At 72.6% G+C, this 24052-nt stretch carries 22 protein-coding genes; 11 read left to right on the forward strand and 11 right to left on the reverse strand.

Annotation, left to right across the window (positions count from 1 at the left end):
* Positions 1-4 precede the first annotated feature (4 nt).
* Complete coding sequence (locus tag CP968_RS06420) at positions 5-919, reverse strand: oxygenase MpaB family protein (RefSeq protein ID WP_150517069.1); 915 nt, start codon at positions 917-919, stop codon at positions 5-7.
* Between the two features lie 193 nt (positions 920-1112).
* On the opposite strand from CP968_RS06420, the gene sph reads away from it, so the two are divergent.
* Positions 1113-2108: a sphingomyelin phosphodiesterase gene (gene sph, locus CP968_RS06425; protein ID WP_150517070.1), complete on the forward strand. Its 996-nt coding sequence runs from the start codon at positions 1113-1115 to the stop codon at positions 2106-2108.
* Between the two features lie 15 nt (positions 2109-2123).
* Here the strand turns inward: sph and CP968_RS06430 are convergent, their stop codons facing one another.
* Positions 2124-2354 carry a hypothetical protein gene (locus tag CP968_RS06430; protein WP_150517071.1) on the reverse strand — a complete coding sequence of 77 codons (231 nt, stop codon included), beginning with the start codon at positions 2352-2354 and terminating at the stop codon, positions 2124-2126.
* Positions 2355-2402: 48 nt separating this feature from the next.
* Here CP968_RS06430 and CP968_RS06435 point away from each other — a divergent pair, with 48 nt between their 5' ends.
* The 7 genes from CP968_RS06435 (at position 2403) to CP968_RS06470 (ending at position 7213) form a co-directional block, all read left to right on the forward strand.
* Positions 2403-2735, forward strand: a complete 333-nt coding sequence (locus CP968_RS06435) for a hypothetical protein (protein WP_150517072.1) — start codon at positions 2403-2405, stop codon at positions 2733-2735.
* An 82-nt stretch (positions 2736-2817) separates the two neighbouring features.
* The gene (locus CP968_RS06440) at positions 2818-3462 is read left to right on the forward strand and encodes an HAD family hydrolase (RefSeq protein WP_150517073.1); all 645 of its coding nucleotides are present in this window, start codon (positions 2818-2820) and stop codon (positions 3460-3462) included.
* Between the two features lie 38 nt (positions 3463-3500).
* Positions 3501-4670 (forward strand): helix-turn-helix domain-containing protein, encoded by a 1170-nt coding sequence (locus tag CP968_RS06445; RefSeq protein WP_150517074.1) that lies wholly within the window; start codon positions 3501-3503, stop codon positions 4668-4670.
* A gap of 285 nt (positions 4671-4955) precedes the next feature.
* Positions 4956-5165: a hypothetical protein gene (locus CP968_RS06450; protein WP_150517075.1), complete on the forward strand. Its 210-nt coding sequence runs from the start codon at positions 4956-4958 to the stop codon at positions 5163-5165.
* Complete coding sequence (locus CP968_RS06455) at positions 5162-5350, forward strand: hypothetical protein (RefSeq protein WP_150517076.1); 189 nt, start codon at positions 5162-5164, stop codon at positions 5348-5350. Before CP968_RS06450 ends, CP968_RS06455 begins: the two co-directional genes overlap by 4 nt.
* 151 nt (positions 5351-5501) lie before the next feature.
* On the forward strand, positions 5502-6638 hold the full coding sequence (locus tag CP968_RS06460; protein ID WP_229886089.1) for a radical SAM/SPASM domain-containing protein: 1137 nt from the start codon (positions 5502-5504) through the stop codon (positions 6636-6638).
* A gap of 332 nt (positions 6639-6970) precedes the next feature.
* Entirely contained in the window at positions 6971-7213 is a 243-nt protein-coding gene (locus CP968_RS06470) for a hypothetical protein (protein ID WP_150517078.1), read from the forward strand.
* 49 nt (positions 7214-7262) lie between these two features.
* On the opposite strand, the gene CP968_RS06475 is transcribed toward CP968_RS06470, so the two are convergent.
* From CP968_RS06475 to CP968_RS06490, 4 genes are all read right to left on the reverse strand, one after another.
* Positions 7263-8918: a bifunctional aspartate transaminase/aspartate 4-decarboxylase gene (locus CP968_RS06475; RefSeq protein ID WP_150517079.1), complete on the reverse strand. Its 1656-nt coding sequence runs from the start codon at positions 8916-8918 to the stop codon at positions 7263-7265.
* Positions 8919-8978: 60 nt separating this feature from the next.
* A complete protein-coding gene (aspT, locus tag CP968_RS06480) occupies positions 8979-10682 on the reverse strand; it encodes an aspartate-alanine antiporter (RefSeq protein WP_150517080.1) in 1704 nt (567 codons plus the stop codon).
* A 30-nt stretch (positions 10683-10712) separates the two neighbouring features.
* Positions 10713-12392: an aspartate-alanine antiporter gene (gene aspT / locus CP968_RS06485; protein ID WP_150517081.1), complete on the reverse strand. Its 1680-nt coding sequence runs from the start codon at positions 12390-12392 to the stop codon at positions 10713-10715.
* 111 nt (positions 12393-12503) lie between these two features.
* The gene (locus CP968_RS06490) at positions 12504-14405 is read right to left on the reverse strand and encodes an AMP-dependent synthetase/ligase (RefSeq protein WP_150517082.1); all 1902 of its coding nucleotides are present in this window, start codon (positions 14403-14405) and stop codon (positions 12504-12506) included.
* Positions 14406-14490: 85 nt separating this feature from the next.
* Between CP968_RS06490 and CP968_RS06495 the strand changes: the two genes are divergently transcribed.
* On the forward strand, positions 14491-15264 hold the full coding sequence (locus CP968_RS06495; RefSeq protein WP_150517083.1) for a MerR family transcriptional regulator: 774 nt from the start codon (positions 14491-14493) through the stop codon (positions 15262-15264).
* Between the two features lie 85 nt (positions 15265-15349).
* Here CP968_RS06495 and CP968_RS06500 read toward each other — a convergent pair whose 3' ends face one another.
* The 4 genes from CP968_RS06500 to CP968_RS06515 form a co-directional block, all read right to left on the reverse strand.
* On the reverse strand, positions 15350-17521 hold the full coding sequence (locus tag CP968_RS06500) for a 3-hydroxyacyl-CoA dehydrogenase NAD-binding domain-containing protein (protein ID WP_150517084.1): 2172 nt from the start codon (positions 17519-17521) through the stop codon (positions 15350-15352).
* A 269-nt stretch (positions 17522-17790) separates the two neighbouring features.
* Positions 17791-19005 (reverse strand): acetyl-CoA C-acetyltransferase, encoded by a 1215-nt coding sequence (locus CP968_RS06505; RefSeq protein WP_150517085.1) that lies wholly within the window; start codon positions 19003-19005, stop codon positions 17791-17793.
* Between the two features lie 117 nt (positions 19006-19122).
* Positions 19123-20265 carry an acyl-CoA dehydrogenase family protein gene (locus tag CP968_RS06510; RefSeq protein ID WP_150517086.1) on the reverse strand — a complete coding sequence of 381 codons (1143 nt, stop codon included), beginning with the start codon at positions 20263-20265 and terminating at the stop codon, positions 19123-19125.
* Positions 20266-20367: 102 nt separating this feature from the next.
* Positions 20368-21495 (reverse strand): CaiB/BaiF CoA transferase family protein, encoded by a 1128-nt coding sequence (locus CP968_RS06515; RefSeq protein ID WP_150517087.1) that lies wholly within the window; start codon positions 21493-21495, stop codon positions 20368-20370.
* 282 nt (positions 21496-21777) lie between these two features.
* On the opposite strand from CP968_RS06515, the gene CP968_RS06520 reads away from it, so the two are divergent.
* Entirely contained in the window at positions 21778-22956 is a 1179-nt protein-coding gene (locus CP968_RS06520) for a saccharopine dehydrogenase family protein (protein ID WP_150517088.1), read from the forward strand.
* Between the two features lie 91 nt (positions 22957-23047).
* Here CP968_RS06520 and CP968_RS06525 read toward each other — a convergent pair whose 3' ends face one another.
* Positions 23048-23725, reverse strand: coding sequence for an endonuclease V (locus CP968_RS06525; protein WP_150517089.1), 678 nt, complete (start codon positions 23723-23725; stop codon positions 23048-23050).
* Positions 23726-23751: 26 nt separating this feature from the next.
* Between CP968_RS06525 and CP968_RS06530 the strand changes: the two genes are divergently transcribed.
* Positions 23752-24051 (forward strand): YciI family protein, encoded by a 300-nt coding sequence (locus CP968_RS06530; protein ID WP_150517090.1) that lies wholly within the window; start codon positions 23752-23754, stop codon positions 24049-24051.
* Position 24052: the final 1 nt, after the last annotated feature.

The raw sequence follows: 24052 nt of genomic DNA on the forward strand, positions 1-24052 counted from the left end.
CGGCTCAGCGGGCGGCGGCGCGCCATCGGGCCCGCGCCGCCCGCGCGATCGGCAGGTAGCGCAGCCGCTCCGGCAGCAGCGGTACGAGCAGGCGCAGGGCCGTGCTCAGCAGCCGGAGCCCGCGCTCCTGCGCGGGGGTCCACTCCAGACCGACGGCGGCGCGCGCCTCGGGCGGCAGGTAGCCGGCCGAGACGAACGCCCGCAGGCGCAGGAAGGCCGTGCGCAGCAGCGGCCAGGTGAGCCGCAGCAGCAGCCGCGCGGCCCGGGAGCCCGCCTCGGGGCGGGGCAGCGCGACGTCGGTGGCGACGAGCTCGCGGGCGACGGCGGTCGGCTCGATCTCCTCGGCCAGCATCCTGCGGTAGTAGACCCAGTACTCCTCGACGGTCCGGGGCATGTCCCGGTCGTGGAGCCCGAGGACCCGGCCCACCTGGAGCCACTCCCGGTAGAGCTGCCGCTCCTGGGCCGGGGTGAAGCGGCGCAGCAGGTACCGCCCGGCGTACAGGTAGACCGGGAAGCCGGTGGCGTGCACCCAGGCGTAGCAGGCCGGGTCGAGCGCGTGGTAGCGCCGTCCCCGGGTGTCGGTGCCCCGGATCTCCCTGTGCAGGCGGCGCACCCGGCGGCCCTCCTCGGCGGCGCCCTCGCCCCCGTACACCCACAGCTGGACCGAGCGCAGCGAGCGCTCGCCGCGGCCCCAGGGGTCGGTGCGGAAGACGGAGTGCTCGTCGACGCCGGCCCCGACGGCGGGGTGGGCCACCTGGAGGGTGAAGGCGGCGGGCAGCATCAGCAGGGCCCGTACGTCGCCGGCGATGGTCCACAGCACCCCGCCGGGCGGTGGCGGCTGCGGGTCGCCGCGCCGGCCGGCCGCCCGCCGGCCCGCCGGGCCGTCCGCGGGATCCACCGGGTCCTGCGTCGTGCTCATGCGTGCGCCCCCAGGGGTGTGGACCTGCCCTTCCTCCCAGTATGCCGGGGGCGGCCGGGCCGGCCCGGCGCCGGCCGCGCCCCCGCGTTGTCGTGGCCCGGACAGAAAGTCTTGTCGCGGGTGTTACCCCGAAGTAACCGCGGCTGCTTGGATGACGGAGCCGATCTTCCCCCGCAGGAATGATGGAGACCCCATGCTGCTCACCTCCCACCGCCGCCGTGCCGCCGCCACGGCCGTCGCGGCGCTGGCCGCCGGCACGCTGGCCCTCACCTCGGCGCCCGCGGCCACGGCCGCGCAGAGCGCCGCCGCCCCGCGGCTCAGCGTCCTGTCGTACAACACGTTCCTGATGAGCAAGAACCTGTACCCGAACTGGGGCCAGGACCACCGCGCGGCCGAGATCCCCAAGGCATCCTTCTTCCAGGGCCACGACGTGGTCGTGCTCCAGGAGGCCTTCGACAACGGCGCCTCCGACGCGCTCAAGGCCAACGCGGCCGCGCGCTACCCGTACCAGACCCCGGTCGTCGGCCGCTCCAAGAGCGGCTGGGACGCCACCGGCGGCGCGTACGCGGCCACCACCCCCGAGGACGGCGGCGTCGCGGTCCTCAGCAAGTGGCCGATCGTCCGCAAGGAACAGGTCGTCTACAAGGACGCCTGCGGCGCCGACTGGTGGTCCAACAAGGGCTTCGCCTACGTCGTGCTGAACGTGAACGGCGCCCGGGTCCACGTCGTCGGCACCCACGCCCAGTCCACCGACCCCGGCTGCGGTGCGGGCGAGGCGGCCCAGATGCGGGCCCGCCAGTTCCGCTCCATCGACGCGTTCCTGGACGCGAAGGACATTCCGGCGAACGAACAGGTCCTGGTCGCGGGCGACATGAACGTCGACTCGCGCAGCCCGGAGTACGCCTCCATGCTCGCCGACGCCGACCTGGCCGGCGCCGACACCCGCACGGGCCACCCGTACTCCTTCGACACCGCGCAGAACTCGATCGCGCGCTACCGCTACCCGACCGACCCGCGCGAGGACCTCGACTACGTCCTCTACCGCAAGGGCAACGCCCGCCCGGCGGCCTGGGAGAACACCGTGGTCAAGCAGGAGTCCGCGCCCTGGACCGTCTCCAGCTGGGGCACCTCCTACACCTACACCGACCTGAGCGACCACTACGCTGTAAGGGGGTATGTGGCCCAGTAGTTCACGCAGGCCACGTCACCTGGCAGTGGGTTCCGCGCCGGGCACCTCGTCCGCCGGAGCCCACACCGGCACCACCCGCACGACCTTCTGCACGCAGATCTCCACCCGCCGGACCACCGAGGACAGGATCGTGCGCTTCGCCGCCACGCTGACCGCACACACCGGGGCCACCACGACCGTGCACGGCACCACGGACACGAGCGCGCTGGAGACGGCAGCCGGGGCGGCGGGAAGGTCACCACGCACGCCGGCGCCGCCGACCCCCACGGAGACCGGGCCTTCGCGACGACCGCGGTGGCGGCCCTGTCCGCGCTGACCCAGACGGTTCCGAAGCAGCTCCTCACCGGCGCCGTGGGGAAGTCGGTGGACCTGGTGACGCCGTTCACGGCCAGTCCAGGCGAGTACTTCATCGCCATGCTGCTCGGCAGGACCTGGACCACGAACCTGCTGACGTTCAAGGCGACAGGCGCCGGGATTACGGTCAACTGCGGCCTGTCGGCGCCGCGGCTGCGGTACTCGAACACGCTCACCGGCCAGACGTCGCTCCCGTCCATGCTCGACCTCACCCAGCAGACCACCAGCATCATCGACACCGGCTGGGCCTCGCAGTGGTACGGGGTCTCCTGAGCAGCACGACGCCCCCTTCCGGCCCTTCGGGGTCGGGAGGGGGCGCTTTCGTGCGTCCCGGCCCTGTGACTACCCTGCGGCCATGACCATTCGGACTGTCGTGCTGGACATCGGCGAGACCCTGACCCGTGACGATCGGTACTGGGCGGCCTGGGCGGACTGGCTGAACGTCCCCCGGCACACCCTGTCGGCGCTCGTCGGCGCGGTCGTCGTGGACGGTCGTGACAACGCCAACGCGCTCCGCCTGGTCCGACCGAGCATCGACGTCCCGGCCGAGTACGCCGCCCGCGAGGCTGCCGGCCGCGGCGAGCAGCTCGACGACAGCGACCTGTACGACGACGTTCGCCCGGCCCTCACCGCCGTGCGGGCAGCCGGGGCCCGCGTCATCATCGCGGGCAACCAGTCGCCGAAGGCAGGCGCGATGCTGCGCGCCCTGGCTCTGCCTGCCGATCTCGTTGCCGTGTCCGGCGAGTGGGGTGTCGCGAAGCCGTCGCCGGAGTTCTTCGCGCGCGTCCTGACCGAGGCCGGAACGATTCCCGACGAGACGCTGTACGTCGGCGACCACCCGGCGAACGACGTCTTCCCGGCACGTGCGGCAGGCCTTCGTACGGCGCATCTCCGCCGTGGTCCGTGGGGCCACTGGTGGGCGGACGACCCGGCTGTGCGTGCGGCGGCCGACTGGTCGATCGATTCGCTCCGCGACCTCGTGGACATCGTCAACACGTAGCGGCAGAAGACTCCTTGCCTGCACGGTACGGTGCGTGCATGGCCGACCACATCGGGCAGCGCGTTGCCGCGCGGCGCCAGTCCCGACGCATGACCCAGCTCGACCTCGCCCGCGCCGCCCACGTCTCCTTGGGCATGGTCCGCAGCATCGAGCAGGGCACCCGCCAGCCGAGCCCCTCCACTCTGGAGGCCCTCGCGGCCGCGCTCACCGTGGATGCGGCCCGCCTGGACCCGGCCTACGTGGGCACCTCGCACCGCGTGCACGCGGCCCTGCCCGGGGTGTCGGCGGCGATCGCCGGCTACGACGTTCCGCTAGATCCGCCCGCCCGCCCGCTGGCGCGACTGCGCCAAGAGGTCGATACGGCGGTGTCGTGGCGGCTGGCCGCGCAGTATGGGCTGATCGCGGCCTCTGCACCGCAGCTCTTGGGGGAGGCTCTGACGCACCTGCATCACGCGGCCGGAGCGGCACGGTCGGACGCGGCACGGCTCGTCGTCGCGGCAGCGCGCTGCGCTGACGCCGTGGCGTACAAGTACGGCGCCCACGACCTGTCCGCCCGCCTGATCGACGTGATGCGGTGGGCGGCCGGGCAGGCTGACGACCCCAACGTCGATGTGGTCGTCTCGTACGTTCGCGCGGAGACGTTCCTCGCCGCGCGCGCCTACCGGGCGGGGCAGGCCGCGCTGGAGACAGCGCTCGGCGCTGCCCCGGCGCCGGAAACCGACAGCGCAGCGGCAGCCCGGGGCGCCCTGCACATGCGGACCGCGGTGGTTGCCGCCCGCGCTGGCGCCGGGGCGGAAGCGCGGGAACACCTGCGGCACGCAGCGGGGTTCGCGGCCCAGCTGGAGGAGCGCGTCTACGCGGGGACGGCGTTCGGCCCGTCGAGCGTACGAATCCACGAGGTCGCCGTCGGCGTGTCGCTGGGAAAGGACCACATCGGTGCCGCCCTCGATGTAGCGCGCGACTGGAAGCCGGGCGCAGAGATCCCGGCCGAGCGGCGCAGCGGGTTCTACGTTGAGCTGGGGCGGGCCCAGTTGTGGTCAGGGCGCCCGGACGATGCATTCGAGTCGCTGAGGGTTGCCCGTCGGCTGGCGCCACAGCACGTTCGCGAGCATCCGTGGGCCCGGGAGGACATCGAGACGATCCGCCGCCTGAAGCGCGCGGATGCCGAGTCCCTCACCGCGTTCGCCGAGTGGATTGGCGCCGTGTAGTCAAGGACGTGGGGTACCACAAGGTGTAGTACTTGTGGCCCTTGCTCCGGCCCATCATGTGTCTGTCCGCACGAAACGGCAGATGGGATGGGCTGTGAGCACCCAAGAGGTATCCGCTGGCGACGTGATTATCGCCCGCCTGCACGGAGAGGCATGCTGGGACTGCGGGGCCGTCGGCAGTCCGCTCGTCCCGGCCGGGGACGTCACCGTCCGCGGCTCCGAGGCGACCTGGCCCATCAAACGGTGCGTCACCGGCCACTCAGATACGAGCGGCGCCCAGTTGTGATGGCCACCACGACCCACTGCCAGGACGTTCCGGTCCCGCCCACCGGCCGCCTGTCCACGGAACAGCTCCAGGGCCGGGCGTGCGTCGCGTGTGGGGAGTCGCTACCCGCGGCCCGCGTGCACCGCGGCGTCGCCCTGGTCCACGACGGCGGGTACCCCCTCGACTTCGACGTCTACTCCTGCCCGCCCACGACCGGGGATACGGCATGAGCGGGCCCTTCGACGACGAGGACGACGAGCCCGACCCGTCGCGGTGCCCCGTCTGCCGCGCCTCGCCGCTGCCGATCGGGGGCCCGGAGGGCGGAGCCGTGCTCCACGAGAGTGGCTGCCGGCGGCGTCGGCCCGGTGACCCCGCCAACGAGTCGGTGGCCGTCCGCTCGGGCCGTTGCTGGTGAGAGAGCTGACCAAGCACCTGCTGATCATCGTGGCCGTGCTGGCCGCGGTCGCCGCCGTCGTCATCGGCACCTGAACCCCCGCCCCGGCCGCGCATCTGCCAGGACCACGGCCGGAGCGGGTTCACCTCCCCAACCACCGAGGAGGCACCACATGAGTACCACCACCGAGAACACCGCCGCCACGCTGCGGTTCGCGTGGCTGGAGGTCACCGGCTTCTGCAACGAGCGCTGTGACCACTGCTACGCCGACTCCGGCCCCGACCAGGGCCACGGGACGATGACCGTGGCGGACTGGGTGTCCGTCATCGACCAGCTCGCCGAGATGGGCGGGGCCGACGTGCAGCTCATCGGCGGCGAACCCACCCTGTACCCGCACCTGCCCGAGCTGATCGGCCACGCCGCCGGCCGCGGGCTCGGCGTCGAGATCTTCTCGAACATGACGCACATCCGGCCCGAGGTCCGGGAAGCCATCACCGTGCACGGCGCGAAGCTGGCCACGAGCTACTACAGCGACGATGCCGCCGAGCACGACTCGATCACCCAGCTCCGGGGCGCCCACCGCAAGACCCGCGCGAACATCGAGCGCGCCGTCGACCTCGGGATCCCGATCCGCGGCGGCGTCGTCTCCCTCCGCGAGGGCCAACGCGCGCTGCAGGCGGTGACCGACCTCCAGGGGATCGGCGTCCGGCAGGTCGGCGGCGACCGCATCCGGGCATTCGGCCGGGCCAGCGCCGGAGCCCACCCGCAGATCAAGGACCTGTGCGGGCACTGCGCACACGAAAAGTGCGCGATCGGCCCGAACGGCGCGGTCTGGCCCTGCGTCCTCGGCCGGTTCATCGAGGTCGGCAACGTCAAGGCCGAGCCCCTCACGGACATCTGGACCGGCGAACGCCTGGCCCAGGCCCGCGCCGACATCGCCGCCGTCCACGGCCCCGGCGCCGCCGCCTGCACGCCGCCGCAGTTCCTCCCGATGTGCGGGCCCTGCGGCCCGTGCGTCCCCTCCGTGGGGCACTGCGACCCGCAGGAAGCCCCGCTCGCCACCGCTACGATCACCGCCAGCCAACCCCACCTGGAGGACACGACATGGACCCGCACGGCGAAGCCATCCTCAGCTGGCCGGCACCACCCGGCCTGGAACGCACCGAGGAGCAGTGGGCGGCCATCGCCGGGCAGGTCCGGCACGCCGTCAACAAGCTCGGTCGGCCGTTGCCGCTGTGTCTGCCGGGCGAGCCGCAGCAGTGCGGCCGGTCCGCGCAGCAGCACGCGCTGGCGTGGGCGGCCGAGCTGAAGGCGCGCTCGCACCACCTGATCGAGGTGTACGCGCCGTCTGAGGAGGCTGCGACGTACGCCGCTGGGGTCCTCTTCAAGGACCGGCTCGGAGCCCTGCGGGGATGAGACTGCCCCGGTCGGCAATCCCCCCGCCGGGGCGGGGCAAGGCGGTGTCACGACGCCGACGTGGGCAGCACGCGGGCAGACCGAGTGAGCCCGCGGGGACCCCCGGCCAGGCCGCCGTGCCGCCGTCGATCGGTGGTTCCGAGGGCTGACGGAGTGCACTCGTATGGGCCATCCAGGGCAACGCGCGCACCCGGCCGTGGGGGAACGGGCTACCCTGCGCCGGAGATGACCACCGAATTCGCCGACGAGGCCCGCTCCCGAGTAGCCCGTCTCCTCCGCATGGCGGCCACCCACGACGACCGGCTGCGCGCCCGGATCGTCGAGTACGCCGCCACCACGCCCGACCCGCCCCCGTACGGCCCGCACGGCATCCACACCAAGGGCTGCGGGCTCTGCCGGCAGACCATGTGGAGGCAGCGGGACCTGTGGATCTGCTCCCGCTGCGGGCACGTGGAGGAGGCCCGGTGACGGCCGCCGTCCGCCGGGCGCCGCTGGACGGGGGCACGGGCGGGGCCGTTCAGCCCGCGGACTTCGCGCGCTCCCATTCGGCCGCGTAGTCCTGGAAGATCGCCCGCAGGTGGTGTCCGATCTGCAGGTAGTCCAGGTCGTCGAGGTTGGCCAGGGAGACCCGCACCGACCACTCGGGGCCGTCGAACCCGCCGCCGTTGAGCAGCACCACCGAGGTCTGTTCGGCGAGCCGGAAGAGCGGGTCGACCGGCTCGTAGTTCTTCGCCAGGTACGTCGCGAACTCCTTGCCGTGCACCCGCTCGGCCTCGGCCAGCAGGTCGAGTTCGATGTAGTAGCCGGCCCGCTGGTCGTCATGCGAGATCTTCATCCGGGCGCCCTCCAGCAGGAGGTCGAGGCGCCGGTGGACGATCTGCCGGATGCGCTCCTTGTACGCCTGGCCCTCGTCGAGCAGGTCGAACAGCGAGAACAGGCTCATCATGACCTGCTGCGGCAGGGAGAGTCCGGCGGTGTGGTTGAGGGCCACCGAGCGGGAGTCGGCGACCATCCGGTCGATGAAGCGGATCTTCTCCGGCTCCAGGCTGAGCGTGCCGTACCGTTTGGCCAGCCGGTCCTTCTGCTCCTGCGGGAAGGCGGCGATCATCTCGTCGATGACGTTGTCCTCGTTCAGGCCGATGACGCCGAGGCGCCAGCCGGTGCACCCGTAGTGCTTGGAGTACGAGTACACGAGCAGGGTGTTGCGGGGCAGGTCGGCGGCGATCGAGCGGAAGCCGGGGACGAAGGTGCCGTACACGTCGTCCGTGACGATCAGCAGGTTGGGGTTGGCGGTGGCCACGATGTCCCTGATCTGGTCCGCGACCCGCCGGCTGAGCGCGAGCGACGGCGGGTTGCTGGGGTTGACCAGGCAGACCAGCTTCACGGAGGGGTCGGCGAGTTTGGCGACCTCCTCCTCCGGATAGCGCCACTGCCGTACGCCGGTCTCGGCGAAGAGGCTCGCCTGGACGTTGACCACCTCGAACTCGAAGGTGTCCAGCTCGGGGATCTCGATGTACGGGGTGAACACCGGCGTCATCAGGGCGATCTTGTCGCCCTTGTGCAGGAGGCCGTTCTTCATCAGGGAGTCGAAGATGTAGCACATGGCGGCGGTGCCGCCCTCGGTGGCGAACAGCGAGAGGGTGCCGGCCGGGGGCCGCTTGTCGAACATCTCGTCGGCGACGTAGCCGCGGACGACCTGTTCCGCGTGGACGAGCATCCGGTCGGGCACCGGGTAGTTGTCACCGGTGATCGCGTCGGTGAGCTCGTGGACGTAGGCGTCCTTGTCGAAGCCGAAGCGGTCGAGGGCGTGCGCCACGCAGCGTTCGAGCAGTTCGACGCCGGGCAGGTCGGGGTGGCGGCGGACCCACGAGTCGAACCGGCCCCCGATGCCCCGCTTCTCCGGCATCCCGCCGAGGTTGTCGGCGGTCCACACCCGGCGGGACTCGTCGAGCGCGAAGTAGCCGAGCGCGTAGAACGCCTCGCGCGGGCCGGTGGCGATCCAGTTGGGGTTGCCGCGGCCCGCGTTGAGCATGGCGCGGGCGGTGGTCTCCTTCTGTCCGGGCTTGTCGGCCTGGGCGGCGGTGGCCAGCTGGATGAACTTGTCCTTCAGCTCGAACGGGCTGAGCTGCGCGAAGGACTGGATCTCCTCGCGGCTGAAGCTGGTCTCGGGCACGGTGCTGGTCCTTTGTCGTCGCGGGGGCGGGAGCCGACCCCGGTGCGGTGGTGCGGCGGGTCAGTGGTTGAGGAGGACGATGACGGCGCCCCAGATCGTCAGCAGCACGTTGCTGATGGCGTACGGGATCGTGTAGCCGAGCACCGGGACCTGGGACTTGGACTGCTCGTTGACGGCGCCGATCGCGGCCGTGGTGGTCTGTCCGCCGGCCAGGACGCCCATCAGGATCGGGAAGCGGATCTTCTGCAGGTGGTGTCCGACGAGGAAGCCGACGATCAGCGGGATCAGGGTGGCGATCGCGCCGAAGAGCAGCAGCCCCCAGCCGGCCGAGGCGAGGCCGCTGGTGAAGCTGGGGCCGGCGTTGAGGCCGACGACCGCGACGAACAGGCAGAGCCCGAGGGTGTCCATGAACCACTGGGCGCCGGGCGGTACGTTGCCGTACGTCGGGTACCGGCCGCGGATCCAGCCGAAGACCAGGCCCATGATCAGCGCGCCGCCCGAGGTGGACAGCGAGATCGGGACCCCGCCGGCCGTGAGCGCGGGGATGCCGAGGCAGCCGCCGAGGAAGATGCCGAGGCCGACCCAGATCATGTCGGTGGCGAAGCTGGTGGGGACGGGCTTGCCGATGGCCGTCCCGGCGGGCCGCACCAGCCTGCGCGGCCCGGACAGCACCAGCGTGTCCCCGCGCTCGACCTGCGTGGACAGCCGGTAGGGGAACTCCGCGCCGGACCGGTACAGCTTGTCGACGTACACGCCGACCATGAACGGCTCCTGGCGGAGCTCGGCGACGGTCTTGCCGAGCTGGGCCTTCTCCGAGGCGACGACGTGCAGCGTCTCGGTCTGGTAGCCCAGCAGTTCGACGTCGTCGGTCTCCATGCCGATGTGGGTGCGGGCGTCGAACGCGACGAGCGAGCCGCGCAGGGCGCTGACGGCGACCACGTCGCCCTCGCGCAGCACGGTCTGCTGGGTGTGGTCGAGGATCGCGCCGTCGCGGCGGACCCGCGTGAGGTAGACGCGGCGGCCGAGCGACGTCTGCTGCTGCTCGAAGTCCTCGATGGTGCGGCCGACGAGGTCGGGGCGCTGGATGGTGTACGCGCGCAGCACCACCTCGTAGTAGCCCTCGTGGAGGTCGGGGTCGTCGCTGGGCGCGTCGAGCTCGCGGGCGAGCTGGGCGCTCTCGGCGGCGAGGTCGCGGCGGTAGAGCCGGGGCAGCACGTTGGCCAGGAGCATGGCGCACAGGATGGTGCCGAGGGGGTAGGTGACGGCGTACCCGACGGCGACGAGGTTCTCCTGCTCCTTGACCTGGTCGGCGGAGAGGCCCGGCAGGTTGCCGATGGCGTCCTGGGCGACGCCGATGACGGCGGACTGGGTGAGCGCGCCGCCGAGCAGTCCGGCGCCGAGGCCGGGGCCGTAGCCGAGGAAGACGGCGAAGCCCCAGCAGACCAGCAGGCCGGTGACGCAGACGATGACGGCGTTGAGGACCTGCGGCAGGCCGTCCTTCTTCAGGCCGCGGAAGAACTGCGGGCCGACCTTGTAGCCGAGCGCGAACAGGAACATCGTGAAGAAGAGGTTCTTCAGGGTGGCGTCGATGGTCACCTTGAACTGGGCGCCGAGCAGCAGCCCGGCCACCAGGCAGCCGGTGACGGCGCCCAGGGCGATCGCCTTCCAGCGGAGCTTCCCGAAGAGGAAGCCGATGGCGACGGTGATGAAGACGAGCAGTTCGGGGTGGGGTTGGAAGATGTTCCGGTTGAGGAAGTCGATCATGTGTGACCGTCCCTGGGTCCGGGGTCCGGGTCAGGCGCCGAGGATGCCGACGAGGATCGGACCGGTCAGCGGGAGCAGGAAGTTGGAGAGGGCGTACGTGATCGTGTAGCCGAGCATCGGTACGGAGCTCTGGGCGACCTGGGTGACGGAGGTGATGGCCGGGGTGGAGCACTGCTGGCCGGCGATGGCCCCGATGAGCAGGGGTTGTTCGATCTTCAGCAGTTTGCGGCCGACGAACAGCGAGAGCGTGGCCGGTACGAGGACCATGGCGATCCCCGCGAAGGGCAGCAGGGCCCCGTACTCCTTGAGCAGCGGCCACGCCTGCGGGCCCGAGGTCAGCCCGGTGCAGGCGATGAACACCGCGAGGCCCATGTCCTTGATGGTCGCGGCGGCCTGCGGGGGGAAGGCCCCGAAGGTCTGGCGGCGGGAGCGGAACCAGCCGAAGAGCAGTCCGGAGATCAGGCAGCCGCCGCCGGTGCCCAGGGAGAGCGGGACCCCGCCGAAGCGGACCACGATCTGGCCGAGGAGCGAGCCGAACGCGATGCCGAAGCCGAGGTAGATGAAGTCGGTGGCGTCGTTCTTGGCGACGGTGCCGATCTTCTCGACGATCCGGTTCAGGCCCGAGCGGGCGCCGACCAGGGTGAGGACGTCGCCGCGTTGGACCACGGTGTCGGGGGTGGCGGGAAGGTGCTGGTCGTTGCGCAGCACGTCGGTGACGTACACCCCGTCGCGGGCGAACTCGGGGTGCTCGCGCTGGATGCCGTCCAGGGACTTGCCGGACACGGAGCGGTCGGTGACGGCGATCTGGCTGGTGGCCAGGGCCGTGTCGAGGCCGGGAATGCCGGAGGTCTCGGGCCCGATCTGGCGGCCGGCCTCGATGGCGTTGGCCCGGCGGCCGACGATGAGCACCAGGTCGGAGAGGGTGAGCTCCAGCCGGGGCGCGGGGGTGAGGTTCTTCGATCCGCGCCGTACGGCCTCGACGGTGACCCGGCCGCCGAGGCTCGATTCCAGGTCGCCGACGGTGCGGCCGTCGGCGTGGGTGACCAGGTAGGTGCGCCCGACGAGCCCGGGCAGGGCCTCGCGCTCGTCGCTCTCCAGGCTGCCGCCGCCCCCGCGCATCTTCTCCCACAGCTCGCGGGAGGCGTCGCGCAGGTTGATGCGCATCAGCATCGGCATGATCTGGCTGGTGTAGATCACGATGGTGACGAGGCCGAAGAGGTAGCAGACCGTGTAGGCGGTGGCCACGTGGCCCTGGTAGGTGCTGATCTGCTCCGCGGTCAGGCCGGGCAGTTTGCCGATGGCCTCGGTGGCGGTGCCGACGACGGCGGATTCGGTGGCCGCGCCGGCGAGGATGCCCGAGGCGGTGCCCACGTCCAGGTCGAAGGCCTTGGCGAGCAGGTACGCGAGGGCCAGGACGGAGACCAGCTCGATGCCGCAGAGAGCGAAGAAGCGCAGGCTCTTGCGGTTGAGGTTGGCGAAGAACTGGGGTCCGGCCATGTAGCCGAGGGCGAAGATGAACAGCGCGAAGAAGATGGTCTTGACGTCCGCGTCGATCTGGATCGTCGCCCAGGCGCCGAGCAGCAGCGAGACGATCAGGGTGCCGCAGATGCCGCCGAGGGTGATCGGGCCCACGCGGATCTTGCCGACGAGGTAGCCGACGGCCAGACAGAGGAAGAGGGCGAACTCCGGATTGTCACGCAGCACGCCCATCGGCGATCACCTGGCCTCGCTCGGCCCGGCGGCAGGGATCGGTACGTGTCGACATCCCCCCACCCTGGTCCGGCGGGCGGCCCCCCGCCCACCGGACCGGGGCCGTACGGGTTACCCGCCCCGGTGCGGGTCCCCGTACGGCTCTGCGTGCGGCTGATCCACCCGCTCGTCGTACGGCTCCTCGTACGGCTCCTCGTACAGCCCCTCGATCAGCGCCCCGTACTTCGCGCGGACCACCCTGCGGCGCAGCTTGAGCGAGGGGGTCAGTTCGCCGCTCTCGGGGCCCCACTCCTCGGTCAGGACGCGGTACCGCTTGATCTGCTCGGTGCGGTTGAGCCGGGCGTTGGCCGACGCGACGGCGCGGGCTATCTCCTCCCGGACCGCGGGGTGTCCGGCCAGCTCGGCGGGGGCGGTGGTCCCGATGCCGCGGGCGGCGGCCCAGGCCGGGGCCAGTTCCGGGTCCAGGACGAGCAGGGCGACGAGGTAGGAGCGGCCGTCGCCGTGGACCAGGGCCTGTCCGATCAGCGGGTGTTCCTTGACCGTGTTCTCCACCAGCGCCGGCGAGACGTTCTTGCCGTTCGAGGTGATGATCAGCTCCTTCTTGCGGTCGGTCAGCCAGAGGAACCCGTCCTCGTCGATGCGGCCGACGTCCCCGGTCGGGAACCAGCCCTCCGCGTCGGAGGCGTCCTCCAGCGAGCCGTCGGGCCGCAGGTAGCCGCCGAAGACGGTCGCGCCCCGGGTGAGGACCTCGCCGTCCGGCGCGACCTTCAGCTCCAGCCCCTCGATCGGCCGGCCCACCGAGCCGAGCCGGAAGCCGTCCGGGCTGTTGACCGTGCACACGCCGGAGGTCTCGGTGAGTCCCCAGGCGTCCATGATGGTGATGCCCCAGCCGGCCCAGAAGCGCACCACGTCGATCGGCATCGGGGCCGTCGCGCTGGCCGTCCACACCAGCCGGTCCATGCCCGCCCGCGCGAGCAGCGGGTCCAGCACCCGTTCCTTCGCCGTCGCGTACGCGGCCGCGACCTCGGCCGGGACCTCCTCGCCGCGCTCCAGGTGGCCGGCGCGGGTGCGGGCCAGGTCGTTGGCGGCCTCGATGGCGGACCGCTGTTCCTCGGGCAGCAGGGCGAGGACGGCCCGGACGGAGGCGGCGAGCTTCTCCCAGACCCGCGGCACCCCGAAAAACTGCACCGGGCGCAGCTCGCGGACGACGCCGGCCACGGCGGTCGGGTCGGCGCACAGCCGTACGTGCGCGGCGCGCAGCAGGGGCAGGTAGATGCCCAGGACGCGTTCGGCGATGTGCGCGAACGGCAGGTAGCAGATGTGCTCGGCGTGTTCGGGCAGGTCCACCCGGCGGTCGGTCCGGACGGCCTGGAGCAGCAGGTTGCGGTGGGTGAGCGGGACGCCCTTGGGGTCGCCGGTGGTGCCGGAGGTGTACACGACGGTCAGCGGGTCCTCGGGGCGCACCTCCCGCCAGGCCTTCTCGAAGGCGTCGGCGGCGTGCACCCGGGCGCCGCCCGCGTAGAGGGAGGCGTAGCTGCCGTGCGGGCCGGCCTGGGCGGCGTCGGCCACGACCAGCCGCTCCAGCGGGACACCGGCGTCGGCGAGCAGCGGTTCCCAGCGGGCGACCTCGCGGGCACCCTCGACGACCGCGATCCGGGCCCCGCTGTGGCGGGCGATGTGGGCGATCTGCTCGGGCGCGGAGGTCCCGTACACGGTGACGGGCACGGCGCCGAGGTGGACGAGGGCCAGGTCGCTCAGCCAGTGCTCGGGGCGGTTGCCCATCATCAGCAGCACGCGCTCGCCCCGGCCGACGCCGAGGGCGGCGTACCCGGAGGCGAGGACGGCGACCTGGCGGCGGACCTCGGTCCAGCTCAGGGTGGTCCACTCGCCGGGGGCGCGGCCGGCGCGCCACGAGAGGGCCGGCAGTTCTCCGTGCTCGGCGGCGTTGCGGGCGAGCAGGGCGGGCAGGGTGGTCTCTTCGGGTCGTCCGGGCAGTCGCAGGTTCGTGGGCATGGGCAGCTCCTGGCCGTTTCACATCGTTGGTGCGACAGCAATACTGTTGAACCCAAGCTGTGGAGCAGAGAGCGAGGCGCAGACGATGGCCGACCAGGCACCCGAGCCGATGCTCACCGTGGACGAGCTGGCGGCCCGGGCGGGCGTCACCGTCCGCACCGTACGGTTCTACAGCACGCGCGGCCTTTTGCCCCCTCCCGTGATCGGCCCTCGTCGCGTGGGCCACTACGGGCCCGAGCACCTCTCCCGGCTGGCCCTGATCGAGGAGTTGCAGCACCAGGGCATGACGCTGTCCGCCATCGAGCGGTACCTGGACGCGCTGCCCGACGACCTGAGCGCACACGACCTGGCCATCCACCGTGCCATGGTGGCCAGTTGGGCACCGGACGCGGCGCGGGAGGCCTCGCGGGCGGAGCTGGAGAAGCGGGCCGGGCGGAGCCTGTCGGACACCGATCTGCGGCGGCTGACGGCGATGAACGTGCTCGCCGCCTCCGGGGACGGGTTCCGGGTGGACGTGGGGCTGCTGCGGCTGGGGGTGGCGCTGCTGGACGTGCCGATCGCGCACGAGACGATCCTGGCGGCGCGGCGGGTGCTGGTGGATCACACGCGGTCGGCGGCGCACGAGCTGACGGCGCTGTTCCGGGACGAGGTGTGGGGGCCGTTCACCCGGGACGAGAGCGACCCGGAGCGGGTGGAGTCGATGAAGGCGCTGTCGGCGCACATGCAGCCGATGGTGGTGCAGGCCCTGGTGACGGCCTTCCAGCGGTCGCTGCGCGAGGAGTTGCGGGCGGCCTTCGTCTCCGGCGACGAGGACGGGCGCGGAGACGGGGACGGGCGCGGGGACGGCGTTCACGGGTGAACCGGCCGGGCGGTGCGGCGGGGGCACCCGGCGGCGGCCGGGCCGGTGCGGGTGGCGCTCCCCGCACCGGGCCGGCCGATGCCCGTCAGTCCCGGTAGGTCTCGCCCCGTTCGGCCTTCTCCACGAGCGAGGCGGGCGGGGCGAAGCGCTCGCCGTACGTCTCGGCCAGCTCGCGCGCCCTGGCCACGAAGCCGGGCAGGCCGCCCGCGTAGCCGTTGACGTACTGGAGCACGCCGCCCGTCCAGGCCGGGAAGCCGATGCCCATGATGGAGCCGATGTTGGCGTCGGCCACCGAGGTGAGGACGCCCTCGTCGAGGCAGCGGATGCTGTCCAGCGCCTCGGAGAAGAGCATCCGCTCCTTCATGTCCTCGAAGGGGATCTCGTGGCCGGGCTTGGTGAAGTGCTCGCGCAGGCCGGGCCAGAGGCCGTCGCGCCGGCCGGCCTCGTCGTACGCGTAGAAGCCCGCTCCGCCGCTGCGACCGGGGCGGCCGAACTCGTCGACCATGCGGTCGATGACGGAGTCCGCGGGGTGTTCGGCCCAGCTGCGGCCCTCGGCCTCGAAGGCCTTGCGGGTCTCGACCCGGATCTTGCGCGGGAGGGTGAGGGTGAGCTCGTCCATCAGGGAGAGGACCTTGGCCGGGTAGCCGGCCTGGGCCGCGGCCTGTTCGACGGAGGCGGGCTCGATGCCCTCGCCGACCATCGCCACGCCCTCGTTGATGAACTGGCCGATGACGCGCGAGGTGAAGAAGCCGCGTGAGTCGTTGACCACGATCGGGGTCTTGTTGATCTGGCGCACCAGGTCGAAGGCGCGGGCGACGGCCTCGTCGCCGGTCCGCTCCCCCTTGATGATCTCGACCAGGGGCATCTTGTCCACGGGCGAGAAGAAGTGCAGGCCGATGAAGTCGGCGGGGCGCCCGACGCCGTCCGCGAGCCCGGAGATCGGCAGGGTGGAGGTGTTGGAGCAGAGCAGCGCGTCGGGGGCGACGACGTCCTGGATCTCCTGGAACACCGTGTGCTTGAGCGCGGTGTCCTCGAAGACCGCCTCGATGACCGCGTCGCAGCCCGCGAGGTCGGCGGGGTCGGCGGTCGGGGTGATGCGGCCCAGCAGCTCGGCGCGCCGGGCCTCGGTCGTACGGCCGCGGGCGACGGCCTTGTCGAGCAGCTTCTCGGAGTACGCCCGGCCCTTGGCGGCGGCCTCGGCGGTGACGTCCTTGAGGACGACCTCGATGCCCGCGCGGGCACAGGAGTAGGCGATGCCGGCGCCCATCATGCCGGCGCCGAGGACGGCCACCTTGCGGACGGTGCGCGGGGACGCGCCCCCGGGGCGGCTGCGGCCGGCGTTGACGGCCTGGAGGTCGAAGAAGAAGGCCTGGATCATGTTCTTCGCGGTCTGGCCGGTGACCAGCTCGGTGAAGTAGCGGGCCTCGATGGTCAGCGCGGTCTCGAAGTCCACCTGGGAGCCCTCGACGGCGCAGGCCAGGATGTTGCGCGGGGCCGGGTAGGGGGCTCCGTTCAGCTGCTTCTTCAGGTTGGCCGGGAAGGCCGGGAGGTTGGCGGCGAAGCGCGGGTTCGACGGGGTGCCGCCGGGAATCCGGTAACCGGGCACGTCCCAGGGCTGCCGCGACTCGGGGTTCGCGTCGATGAAGGCGCGGGCCTTGGCGAGCATCTCCTCGGGAGTGGAGGCCAGTTCGTGGACCAGGCCGTTCTCCAGGGCCCGCTTCGGGTTGTACTGGGTCCCCTGGAGCAGCACCTTGAGCAGCGCGTCGGCGATGCCCATGAGCCGTACGGTCCGGGTCACGCCGCCGCCGGCCGGCAGCAGACCGAGGGTGACCTCGGGCAGGCCGATCTTCGAGCCGGGCGCGTCGAGGGCGATCCGGTGGTGGGAGGCGAGGGCGATCTCGTAACCGCCTCCCAGGGCGGCCCCGTTGATGGCCGCGACGACGGGCTTGCCGAGGGTCTCGATGCGGCGCAGCGAGGCCTTGATCTCGGTACCGGTGTCGAAGGCGAGCCGAGCGTCCTCGGGGCGGAGCCGGATCATGTCCTTGAGGTCGCCGCCCGCGAAGAAGGTCTTCTTGGCGGAGGTGAAGACGATGCCGCGGATGGAGTCCTTCTCGGCCTCGGCGCGGTCGGCGATCGCGGCGATGGAGTCCTTGAAGGCCTGGTTCATCGTGTTGGCGGACTGGTCGGGGTCGTCGAGGACCAGGGTGACGACGCCGGTCTCGTCCTGTTCCCAGCGGATGGTGCGGGTCTCGGTCATGGGTGGGTCTCTCCGTGGAGGTCTCGTTCGGCGGGGCCGGGCGGAAGGGGCCGGGGGCCGGCCCGGGCGTTACGCGGGGGTCGGGCGGGCGCTGCGCCGCACGACTAGGTCGTCTCTTTCGGATCTTGTCGGCCGAGCCCGCGGCGTCTGGTGCCGTGCCTGGGCGTGCTGCCGGGGCGCTCGCGTACGGGACGTACGTGGTCGCCTCGGCAGTGCGGCCAGGCACGGTGCCAGGCGTCGCGGGCCCGGCACGATCCGAAAGAGACGGCCTAGCTCCGTTCGACGATGGTGGCGACGCCCATGCCGCCGCCGACGCACAGGGTGACGAGCCCGTAGCGCTTGTCCTGGCGCTCCAGTTCGTCGACGAGGGTGCCGAGGATCATCGCGCCGGTGGCGCCGAGCGGGTGGCCCAGTGCGATGGCGCCGCCGTTGACGTTGACCTTGTCGAGGGAGACGCCCATGTCCTTGACGAAGCGGAGCACGACGCCGGCGAAGGCCTCGTTGATCTCGATCAGGTCGATGTCGTCGATGGTCAGCCCGGCCTTGGCGAGGGCCTTGCGGGTGGCCGGTGCGGGGCCGGTGAGCATGATGGTGGGTTCGGAGCCGGACACGGCCGCCGAGACGATCCGGGCGCGGGGGGTGAGGCCGCCCCGCTCGCCCGCCTCGCGGGAGCCGATCGCGACGAGCGAGGCGCCGTCGACGATGCCGGAGGAGTTGCCGGCGTGGTGGACGTGGTCGATCTTCTCGACCCAGTGGTACTTCTGCAGGGCGACGGCGTCGAAGCCGCCGAGGTCGCCGATGTCCGCGAAGGACGGCTTCAGCCTGGCGAGGGTGTCCGCGGTGGTGCCGGGGCGGACGAACTCGTCGTGGTCCAGGACGACCAGGCCGTTGCGGTCGGTGACGGGGACGACGGAGCGGGTGAAGCGGCCGTCCTTGATGGCGGCGGCGGCCCGCTCCTGGGAGAGGGCCGCGTACTCGTCCACGTCGCGCCGGGAGAAGCCCTCGATGGTGGCGATCAGGTCGGCGCCGATGCCCTGCGGGACGAAGCCGGTGTCCCAGTTGGTCATCGGGTCGGCGAACCAGGCGCCGCCGTCGGAGGCCATCGGCACGCGGGACATGGACTCCACGCCGCCCGCGAGGACCAGGTCCTCCCAGCCGGACCGGACCTTGGCGGCGGCCAGGTTGACGGCTTCCAGGCCGGAGGCGCAGAAGCGGTTCTCCTGGACGCCCGCGACGGTGTCCGGGAGTCCGGCGGCGATGGCCGCGATGCGGGCGATGTCGGAGCCCTGGTCGCCGACCGGGCCGACGACGCCGAGCACGATGTCGTCGATGGCGGCCGGGTCCAGGCCGGGGTTGCGCTCGCGCAGGGCGTGGATGAGGCCGACGACCAGGTCGATCGGCTTGGTGCCGTGCAGGGCGCCGTTGGCCTTGCCGCGGCCGCGCGGGGTGCGGATCGCGTCGTATACGTAAGCTTCGGTGCTCACTGGTCAAGCCTTTCGAAGGGGTCCGGGGCGTGCGGGGAAGGGTGCGAGGGGCGTGCCGGCGGGGCCGGGAACCGGAGGCGTCGGGGCGACCGGGACGGCCGGGACGGCCGGGACGGCTCAGCCGAGGAGGGAGCGGCCGATGATCTCCTTCATGATCTCGGTCGTACCGCCGTAGATGGTCTGGATGCGGCCGTCGGTGAAGGCCCGGGCCACCCGGTATTCGGTCATGTATCCGTATCCGCCGTGGAGTTGCAGGCAGCGGTCGGCCACCCGCTTCTGGAGCTCGGTCGCCCACCACTTCGCCATCGAGGCGTGGACGTGGTCGAGCTCCCCGGCGGCGTGGTCGGCGATGCACCGGTCGAGGAAGGAACGGGTGACGGCGCACTCGGTGGCCATCTCGGCGATCTCGAAGCGGATGTGCTGGAGCCTGGCGAGCGGCCGGCCGAAGGCCTCGCGCTCCTTGACGTACGCCGTGGTGATCTCCAGCAGGTGCTCGGCCGCCGCGATGCCGGCCATGGCGATGCCCATCCGCTCCTGGGCGAGGTTGGTCATCAGGTGGACGAAGGCGCCGTCGCGCTCGCCCAGCAGGTTCTCCTTGGGCACGCGCACGTCGCGGAAGAACAACTCGGCCGTGTCCTGGGCCTTCTGGCCGATCTTGTCCAGGTTGCGGCCGCGCTCGAAGCCCTCCGCGCCGCGCTCGACGACCAGCAGCGACAGGCCGCGCGCCCCGCCCTCGGGGGTGGTCTTCGCGACCACGACGACCAGGTCGGCGAGGATGCCGTTGGAGATGAACGTCTTGGACCCGTTGAGCACCCAGTGGTCGCCGCGGTCCTCGGCCGTCGTCCGGATGCCCTGGAGGTCGGAGCCGGCGCCCGGCTCGGTCATGGCGATGGCCGTGATGGTCTCGCCCGAGCAGAAGCCCGGCAGCCAGCGCCGCTTCTGCTCCTCGGTGGCCAGCGAGGTCAGGTAGGGCCCGATGATGTCGTTGTGCAGGCCGATGGCGAGCCCGGGCGCGCCCGCCCGGGTGAACTCCTCGGCGATCACGGCCGCGTAGCGGAAGTCGGGGTTCCCGCCGCCGCCGTACTCCTCGGGGACGGCCAGGCCCAGCAGCCCCTGCCGGCCGGCGGCGAGCCAGGCCTCGCGACTGACGATGCCGTCCTTCTCCCACTGTTCGTAGTGGGGCAGCACCTCCTTGGCGAGGAAGGTGCGGACGGTCCCGCGGAACGCCTCGTGGTCGGCGTCGAAGATCTGGCGCTTCATGGACGGCTCCTCACAGCCAGTTCCTGACGGTTTCGGTCGTGCGGGCCGGCTCGGGGCCGACGGTGGTGACGGTGGTGACGGCGAGCATCGTGGACGGTTCCATCAGGACTCCTCCCCGAGCAGCGACGGGACGTCCCAGTCGGCGGCCACGGAGCGGGTGTGCGCGCCCGGCAGCGCGGGGCTTCCCGGCGCTGCGGCGGGGGTCGCCGAGAAGCGCGGCGCGGGGGCGGGCTGGACGAATCCGCCGGCGTCGGTGAAGGTGCCGCGGGCGGCGAGGTGCGGATGGTGCGGGGCCTCGCGCAGCGAGAGCACGGGCGCCACGCAGGCGTCGGTGCCCTCGAAGACCTCCGTCCACTGCGCGCGCGTACGGGACTTGAAGCGGGCGGCGACGACCTCGCGCAGCTCCCCCCAGCGCGCCGGGTCCTTGCGCGCGGGCGCCCGGTCCGCGATGCCGAGCAGGTCGGTGAAGGTGTCGTAGAACTGCTGCTCCAGGGCGCCGACCGCCATGTACTGCCCGTCGGAGGTCTCGTAGGTGCCGTAGAACGGGCAGCCGCCGTCGAGCAGGTTCGCCCCGCGCCGGTCCTGCCACCCGCCCGCGGCCATCATGCCGTGGATCATCGCGGTCAGATGGGCGGTGCCGTCCACGATGGCCGCGTCGACGACCTGGCCGGAGCCGCCGGTGCGGGCGTGCTGGAGGGCGGCGAGGACGCCGATCACCAGGTAGAGCGAACCGCCCGCGTAGTCGCCGACCAGGTTGGCGGGGACGGCCGGGGCCTGCCCCGCCGCGCCGATCATGCCGAGGGCGCCGGTGACGGCGATGTACGCGATGTCGTGCCCGGCGGTGTGGGCGAGCGGGCCGTCCTGGCCCCAGCCGGTCATCCGGCCGTAGACCAGGGCGGGGTTGCGGGCGTGGCACTCGGCGGGCCCGACGCCGAGCCGCTCGGCGACCCCGGGACGGAAGCCCTCCACGAGCACGTCGGCCCGGTCGGCCAGGTCCAGGACGCGGGCGGGGCCGTCGGCGGACTTGAGGTCGACGAGGACGGAACGCTTGGTGCGGTTGGTGAGGTCGTAGGCGGGGTCGACCGCGAGCCCTCCCCCGCCCGGGCGGTCCACCCGGACGACGTCGGCCCCCAGGTCGGCGAGGAGCATGGCGGCGAACGGCGCGGGCCCGATGCCCGCGAGTTCGACGACACGCACCCCGGCGAGCGGACCGTTCCCTGTCACTGCCATCGAGCCCCCAGCATCCGGTGTACGACTGCGTACGACTGTGTGACACAACTGATGTAACACCAGTGATGCTAGGAATCTGCCGCACTCCGCACAAGCCCTTGGGCCGGCTCCCGCTCGCCGGTCCGGCCCGAGCGGGGCGAGCGGACGCCCCGGCCCGGCCCTCGCGGCCGGCCCGGGGCGCCGGCGCGTGCGGGCCCGCCCGCGCGGACGGGCCGGGCGCGCGTTAGCCTCGGCCGACGGACGCGGCCGGGCCGCGCGGGGACGGACGAAGGGGTTCGCCGGATGGATCGGGAACGTGCTTACGACGTGGTGCTCTTCGGCGCCACCGGCTTCGTGGGAGCGCTGACGGCCGAGTACCTCGCCGCGCACGCCCCCGCGGGCTGCCGGTGGGCGCTGGCGGGCCGGGACCCGGCGAAGTTGGAGCGGCTGCGCGAACGGCTGGCCGCGATCGACCCGGCCCACGCCGATCTGCCGCTGCTGCGCGCGGACGCGGGCGACGCCGCCGCCCTGCGCGAACTGGCCTCCTCCACCCGGGTGCTGGCCACCACCGTGGGGCCGTACGTCTGGTACGGGGCCGAGCTCGTCGCGGCCTGCGCGGAAGCGGGCACCGACTACGTGGACCTCACCGGCGAGCCGGAATTCGTGGACCGGACGTACGTCGAACACGACGCGCGGGCCCGCGAGACCGGCGCCCGGATCGTGCACGCCTGCGGCTTCGACTCCGTCCCGGCCGACCTCGGCGCCTACTTCACGGTCCGTCAGCTCCCCGAGGGCGTACCGCTGGCGGTCGACGGCTTCATGCGCTCCAACGCCCTCCTCTCCGGCGGCACCCTGGCCTCCGCGCTCACCGCGCTGAGCCGCGGCCCGCAGAATCTCGCGGCCGCCCGCGCCCGCCGGCTGTACGAGCCCCGGCTGCCCGGGCGGCGGGTGCGCGGACCGGTGGGCGCTCCCCGGTTCAGCCGCGAGACCGGCACCTGGGCGCTGCCGCTGACCTCGCTGGACCCGCGGATCGTGACCCGCTCGGCGGCGGCCCTGGACCGGTACGGCCCGGACTTCCGCTACCGGCACTACGCCTCGGTCAAGCACCTGGCCGTCGCCGTGGGCGGGACGGCCGCGCTGGGGGCGACGGTGGCCCTGGCCCAGGTTCCGGCGGCCCGGCGGTGGCTGATGGGCCGCTGGGAGCCGGGCCGCGGGCCGGACGCGGAGCGGCGGGCGCGCAGCTGGTTCACCGTGCGGTTCGTCGGGGAGGGCGGCGGGCGGCGGGTGTTCACGGAGGTGTCCGGCGGCGATCCCGGCTACGGCGAGACGGCCAAGATGCTGGCCGAGTCGGCGCTCTGCCTGGCCTACGACACCCTGCCGGAGACGGCCGGCCAGGTGACGACGGCGGTGGCGATGGGCGACGCGCTCACCGGCCGCCTCCAGAAGGCCGGCATCACCTTCCGGGTGGCGCACGCCCGCTGACCGGCGGCCCCGCCCCGCACCCGCCGACGGACCTGCGGTTCGCCGGGACGGAGCCGGCGGACGCGGCGGCTCCGGCTCCCGCGCCGCCGGCTCAGGAGGCTTCCCCGAGGGCCCGGCGGCACAGGGAGTCGGCGTGCCGGGTGGTCTCGGGGATCCGGAAGCGGGGGCTCAGGGCGAGGGTGTGGGCGCAGGCGTTCTCCAGCGACACCCGGTGGCCCACGGAGACGTAGACGGGCTTGATCCCGTCCTGCGTGCGCAGCGCCCGGCCGACCTCCGTGCCGTCGGCCGACCGCAGCGCGGTCGCGTCGCCCCGGCGCGGGCCCGGCTCGTCGGCGGTGAAGGTGAAGGGGTTCTTCGCGACCCCGATGGCCGGCAGCCCGGTGACCACCCCGAGGTGGCAGGCGAGGCCGAAACCGCGCGGGTGGGCGAGGCCGTAGCCGTCGCAGACCACGAGGCCGGGCGCGGCCGTGAGGGCGCCGAGGGCCTCCAGTACGGTCGGCAGCTCGCGGAAGGCGAGCAGGCCGGGCACGTAGGGGAAGCTGACGCGCCCGACGGCGGTGGCCTCCTCGACCACCTCCAGGGTGGCGGCGTCGAGGACCACGGCCGCGGCGGCCACGAGGTCGCGGGCGTCGTCGTAGGCCACGTCCACCCCCGCGACGAGCCCCCTGCCGGGCGGCGGTCCGGGCTCGGCGAGCACGACCCGGTGGCGCAGTACGTCCTGTATCGCCCGGGCCTCGGCCTCGTCGGCGGGGGTCTTCGCTGTCGTCATGATGGTGCGAGAGTAGCCTGGCGATCATGTTCGTCATGGAGCTCACCTACACCGCGCCCGTCGAAGCCGTCGAGGACGAGATGGACGCCCACGTCGCCTGGCTGGACGGCTACTACGCCGCCGGCGTCTTCCTCGCCTCGGGCCGCAAGGTCCCGCGCGAGGGGGGCGTGATCCTGGCGGGCGGGGTGTCCCGCGCGGAGGTCGAGAGGATCGCGGCCGAGGACCCCTTCACGGTGGCGGGCGTGTGCGCCTACCGCATCACGGAGTTCATCGCCACGAAGACGTCGGCGGACCTGTCGACGGTGCGCGAGACACCGGCGCCGTGAC

It is taken from the genome of Streptomyces subrutilus (assembly GCF_008704535.1).
In the GTDB taxonomy this organism is placed as follows: domain Bacteria; phylum Actinomycetota; class Actinomycetes; order Streptomycetales; family Streptomycetaceae; genus Streptomyces; species Streptomyces subrutilus.

What these genes read in the sequence shown, in the direction of transcription:
- CP968_RS06420 (WP_150517069.1), bottom strand. Translation starts at nt 919, where the DNA reads ATGAGCACGACGCAGGACCCGGTGGATCCCGCGGACGGCCCGGCGGGC.
- sph (WP_150517070.1), top strand. Translation starts at nt 1,113, where the DNA reads ATGCTGCTCACCTCCCACCGCCGCCGTGCCGCCGCCACGGCCGTCGCG.
- CP968_RS06440 (WP_150517073.1), top strand. Translation starts at nt 2,818, where the DNA reads ATGACCATTCGGACTGTCGTGCTGGACATCGGCGAGACCCTGACCCGT.
- CP968_RS06445 (WP_150517074.1), top strand. Translation starts at nt 3,501, where the DNA reads ATGGCCGACCACATCGGGCAGCGCGTTGCCGCGCGGCGCCAGTCCCGA.
- CP968_RS06450 (WP_150517075.1), top strand. Translation starts at nt 4,956, where the DNA reads ATGGCCACCACGACCCACTGCCAGGACGTTCCGGTCCCGCCCACCGGC.
- CP968_RS06455 (WP_150517076.1), top strand. Translation starts at nt 5,162, where the DNA reads ATGAGCGGGCCCTTCGACGACGAGGACGACGAGCCCGACCCGTCGCGG.
- CP968_RS06460 (WP_229886089.1), top strand. Translation starts at nt 5,502, where the DNA reads ATGAGTACCACCACCGAGAACACCGCCGCCACGCTGCGGTTCGCGTGG.
- CP968_RS06470 (WP_150517078.1), top strand. Translation starts at nt 6,971, where the DNA reads ATGACCACCGAATTCGCCGACGAGGCCCGCTCCCGAGTAGCCCGTCTC.
- aspT (WP_150517080.1), bottom strand. Translation starts at nt 10,682, where the DNA reads ATGATCGACTTCCTCAACCGGAACATCTTCCAACCCCACCCCGAACTG.
- aspT (WP_150517081.1), bottom strand. Translation starts at nt 12,392, where the DNA reads ATGGGCGTGCTGCGTGACAATCCGGAGTTCGCCCTCTTCCTCTGTCTG.
- CP968_RS06490 (WP_150517082.1), bottom strand. Translation starts at nt 14,405, where the DNA reads ATGCCCACGAACCTGCGACTGCCCGGACGACCCGAAGAGACCACCCTG.
- CP968_RS06495 (WP_150517083.1), top strand. Translation starts at nt 14,491, where the DNA reads ATGGCCGACCAGGCACCCGAGCCGATGCTCACCGTGGACGAGCTGGCG.
- CP968_RS06500 (WP_150517084.1), bottom strand. Translation starts at nt 17,521, where the DNA reads ATGACCGAGACCCGCACCATCCGCTGGGAACAGGACGAGACCGGCGTC.
- CP968_RS06510 (WP_150517086.1), bottom strand. Translation starts at nt 20,265, where the DNA reads ATGAAGCGCCAGATCTTCGACGCCGACCACGAGGCGTTCCGCGGGACC.
- CP968_RS06515 (WP_150517087.1), bottom strand. Translation starts at nt 21,495, where the DNA reads ATGGCAGTGACAGGGAACGGTCCGCTCGCCGGGGTGCGTGTCGTCGAA.
- CP968_RS06520 (WP_150517088.1), top strand. Translation starts at nt 21,778, where the DNA reads ATGGATCGGGAACGTGCTTACGACGTGGTGCTCTTCGGCGCCACCGGC.
- CP968_RS06525 (WP_150517089.1), bottom strand. Translation starts at nt 23,725, where the DNA reads ATGACGACAGCGAAGACCCCCGCCGACGAGGCCGAGGCCCGGGCGATA.
- CP968_RS06530 (WP_150517090.1), top strand. Translation starts at nt 23,752, where the DNA reads ATGTTCGTCATGGAGCTCACCTACACCGCGCCCGTCGAAGCCGTCGAG.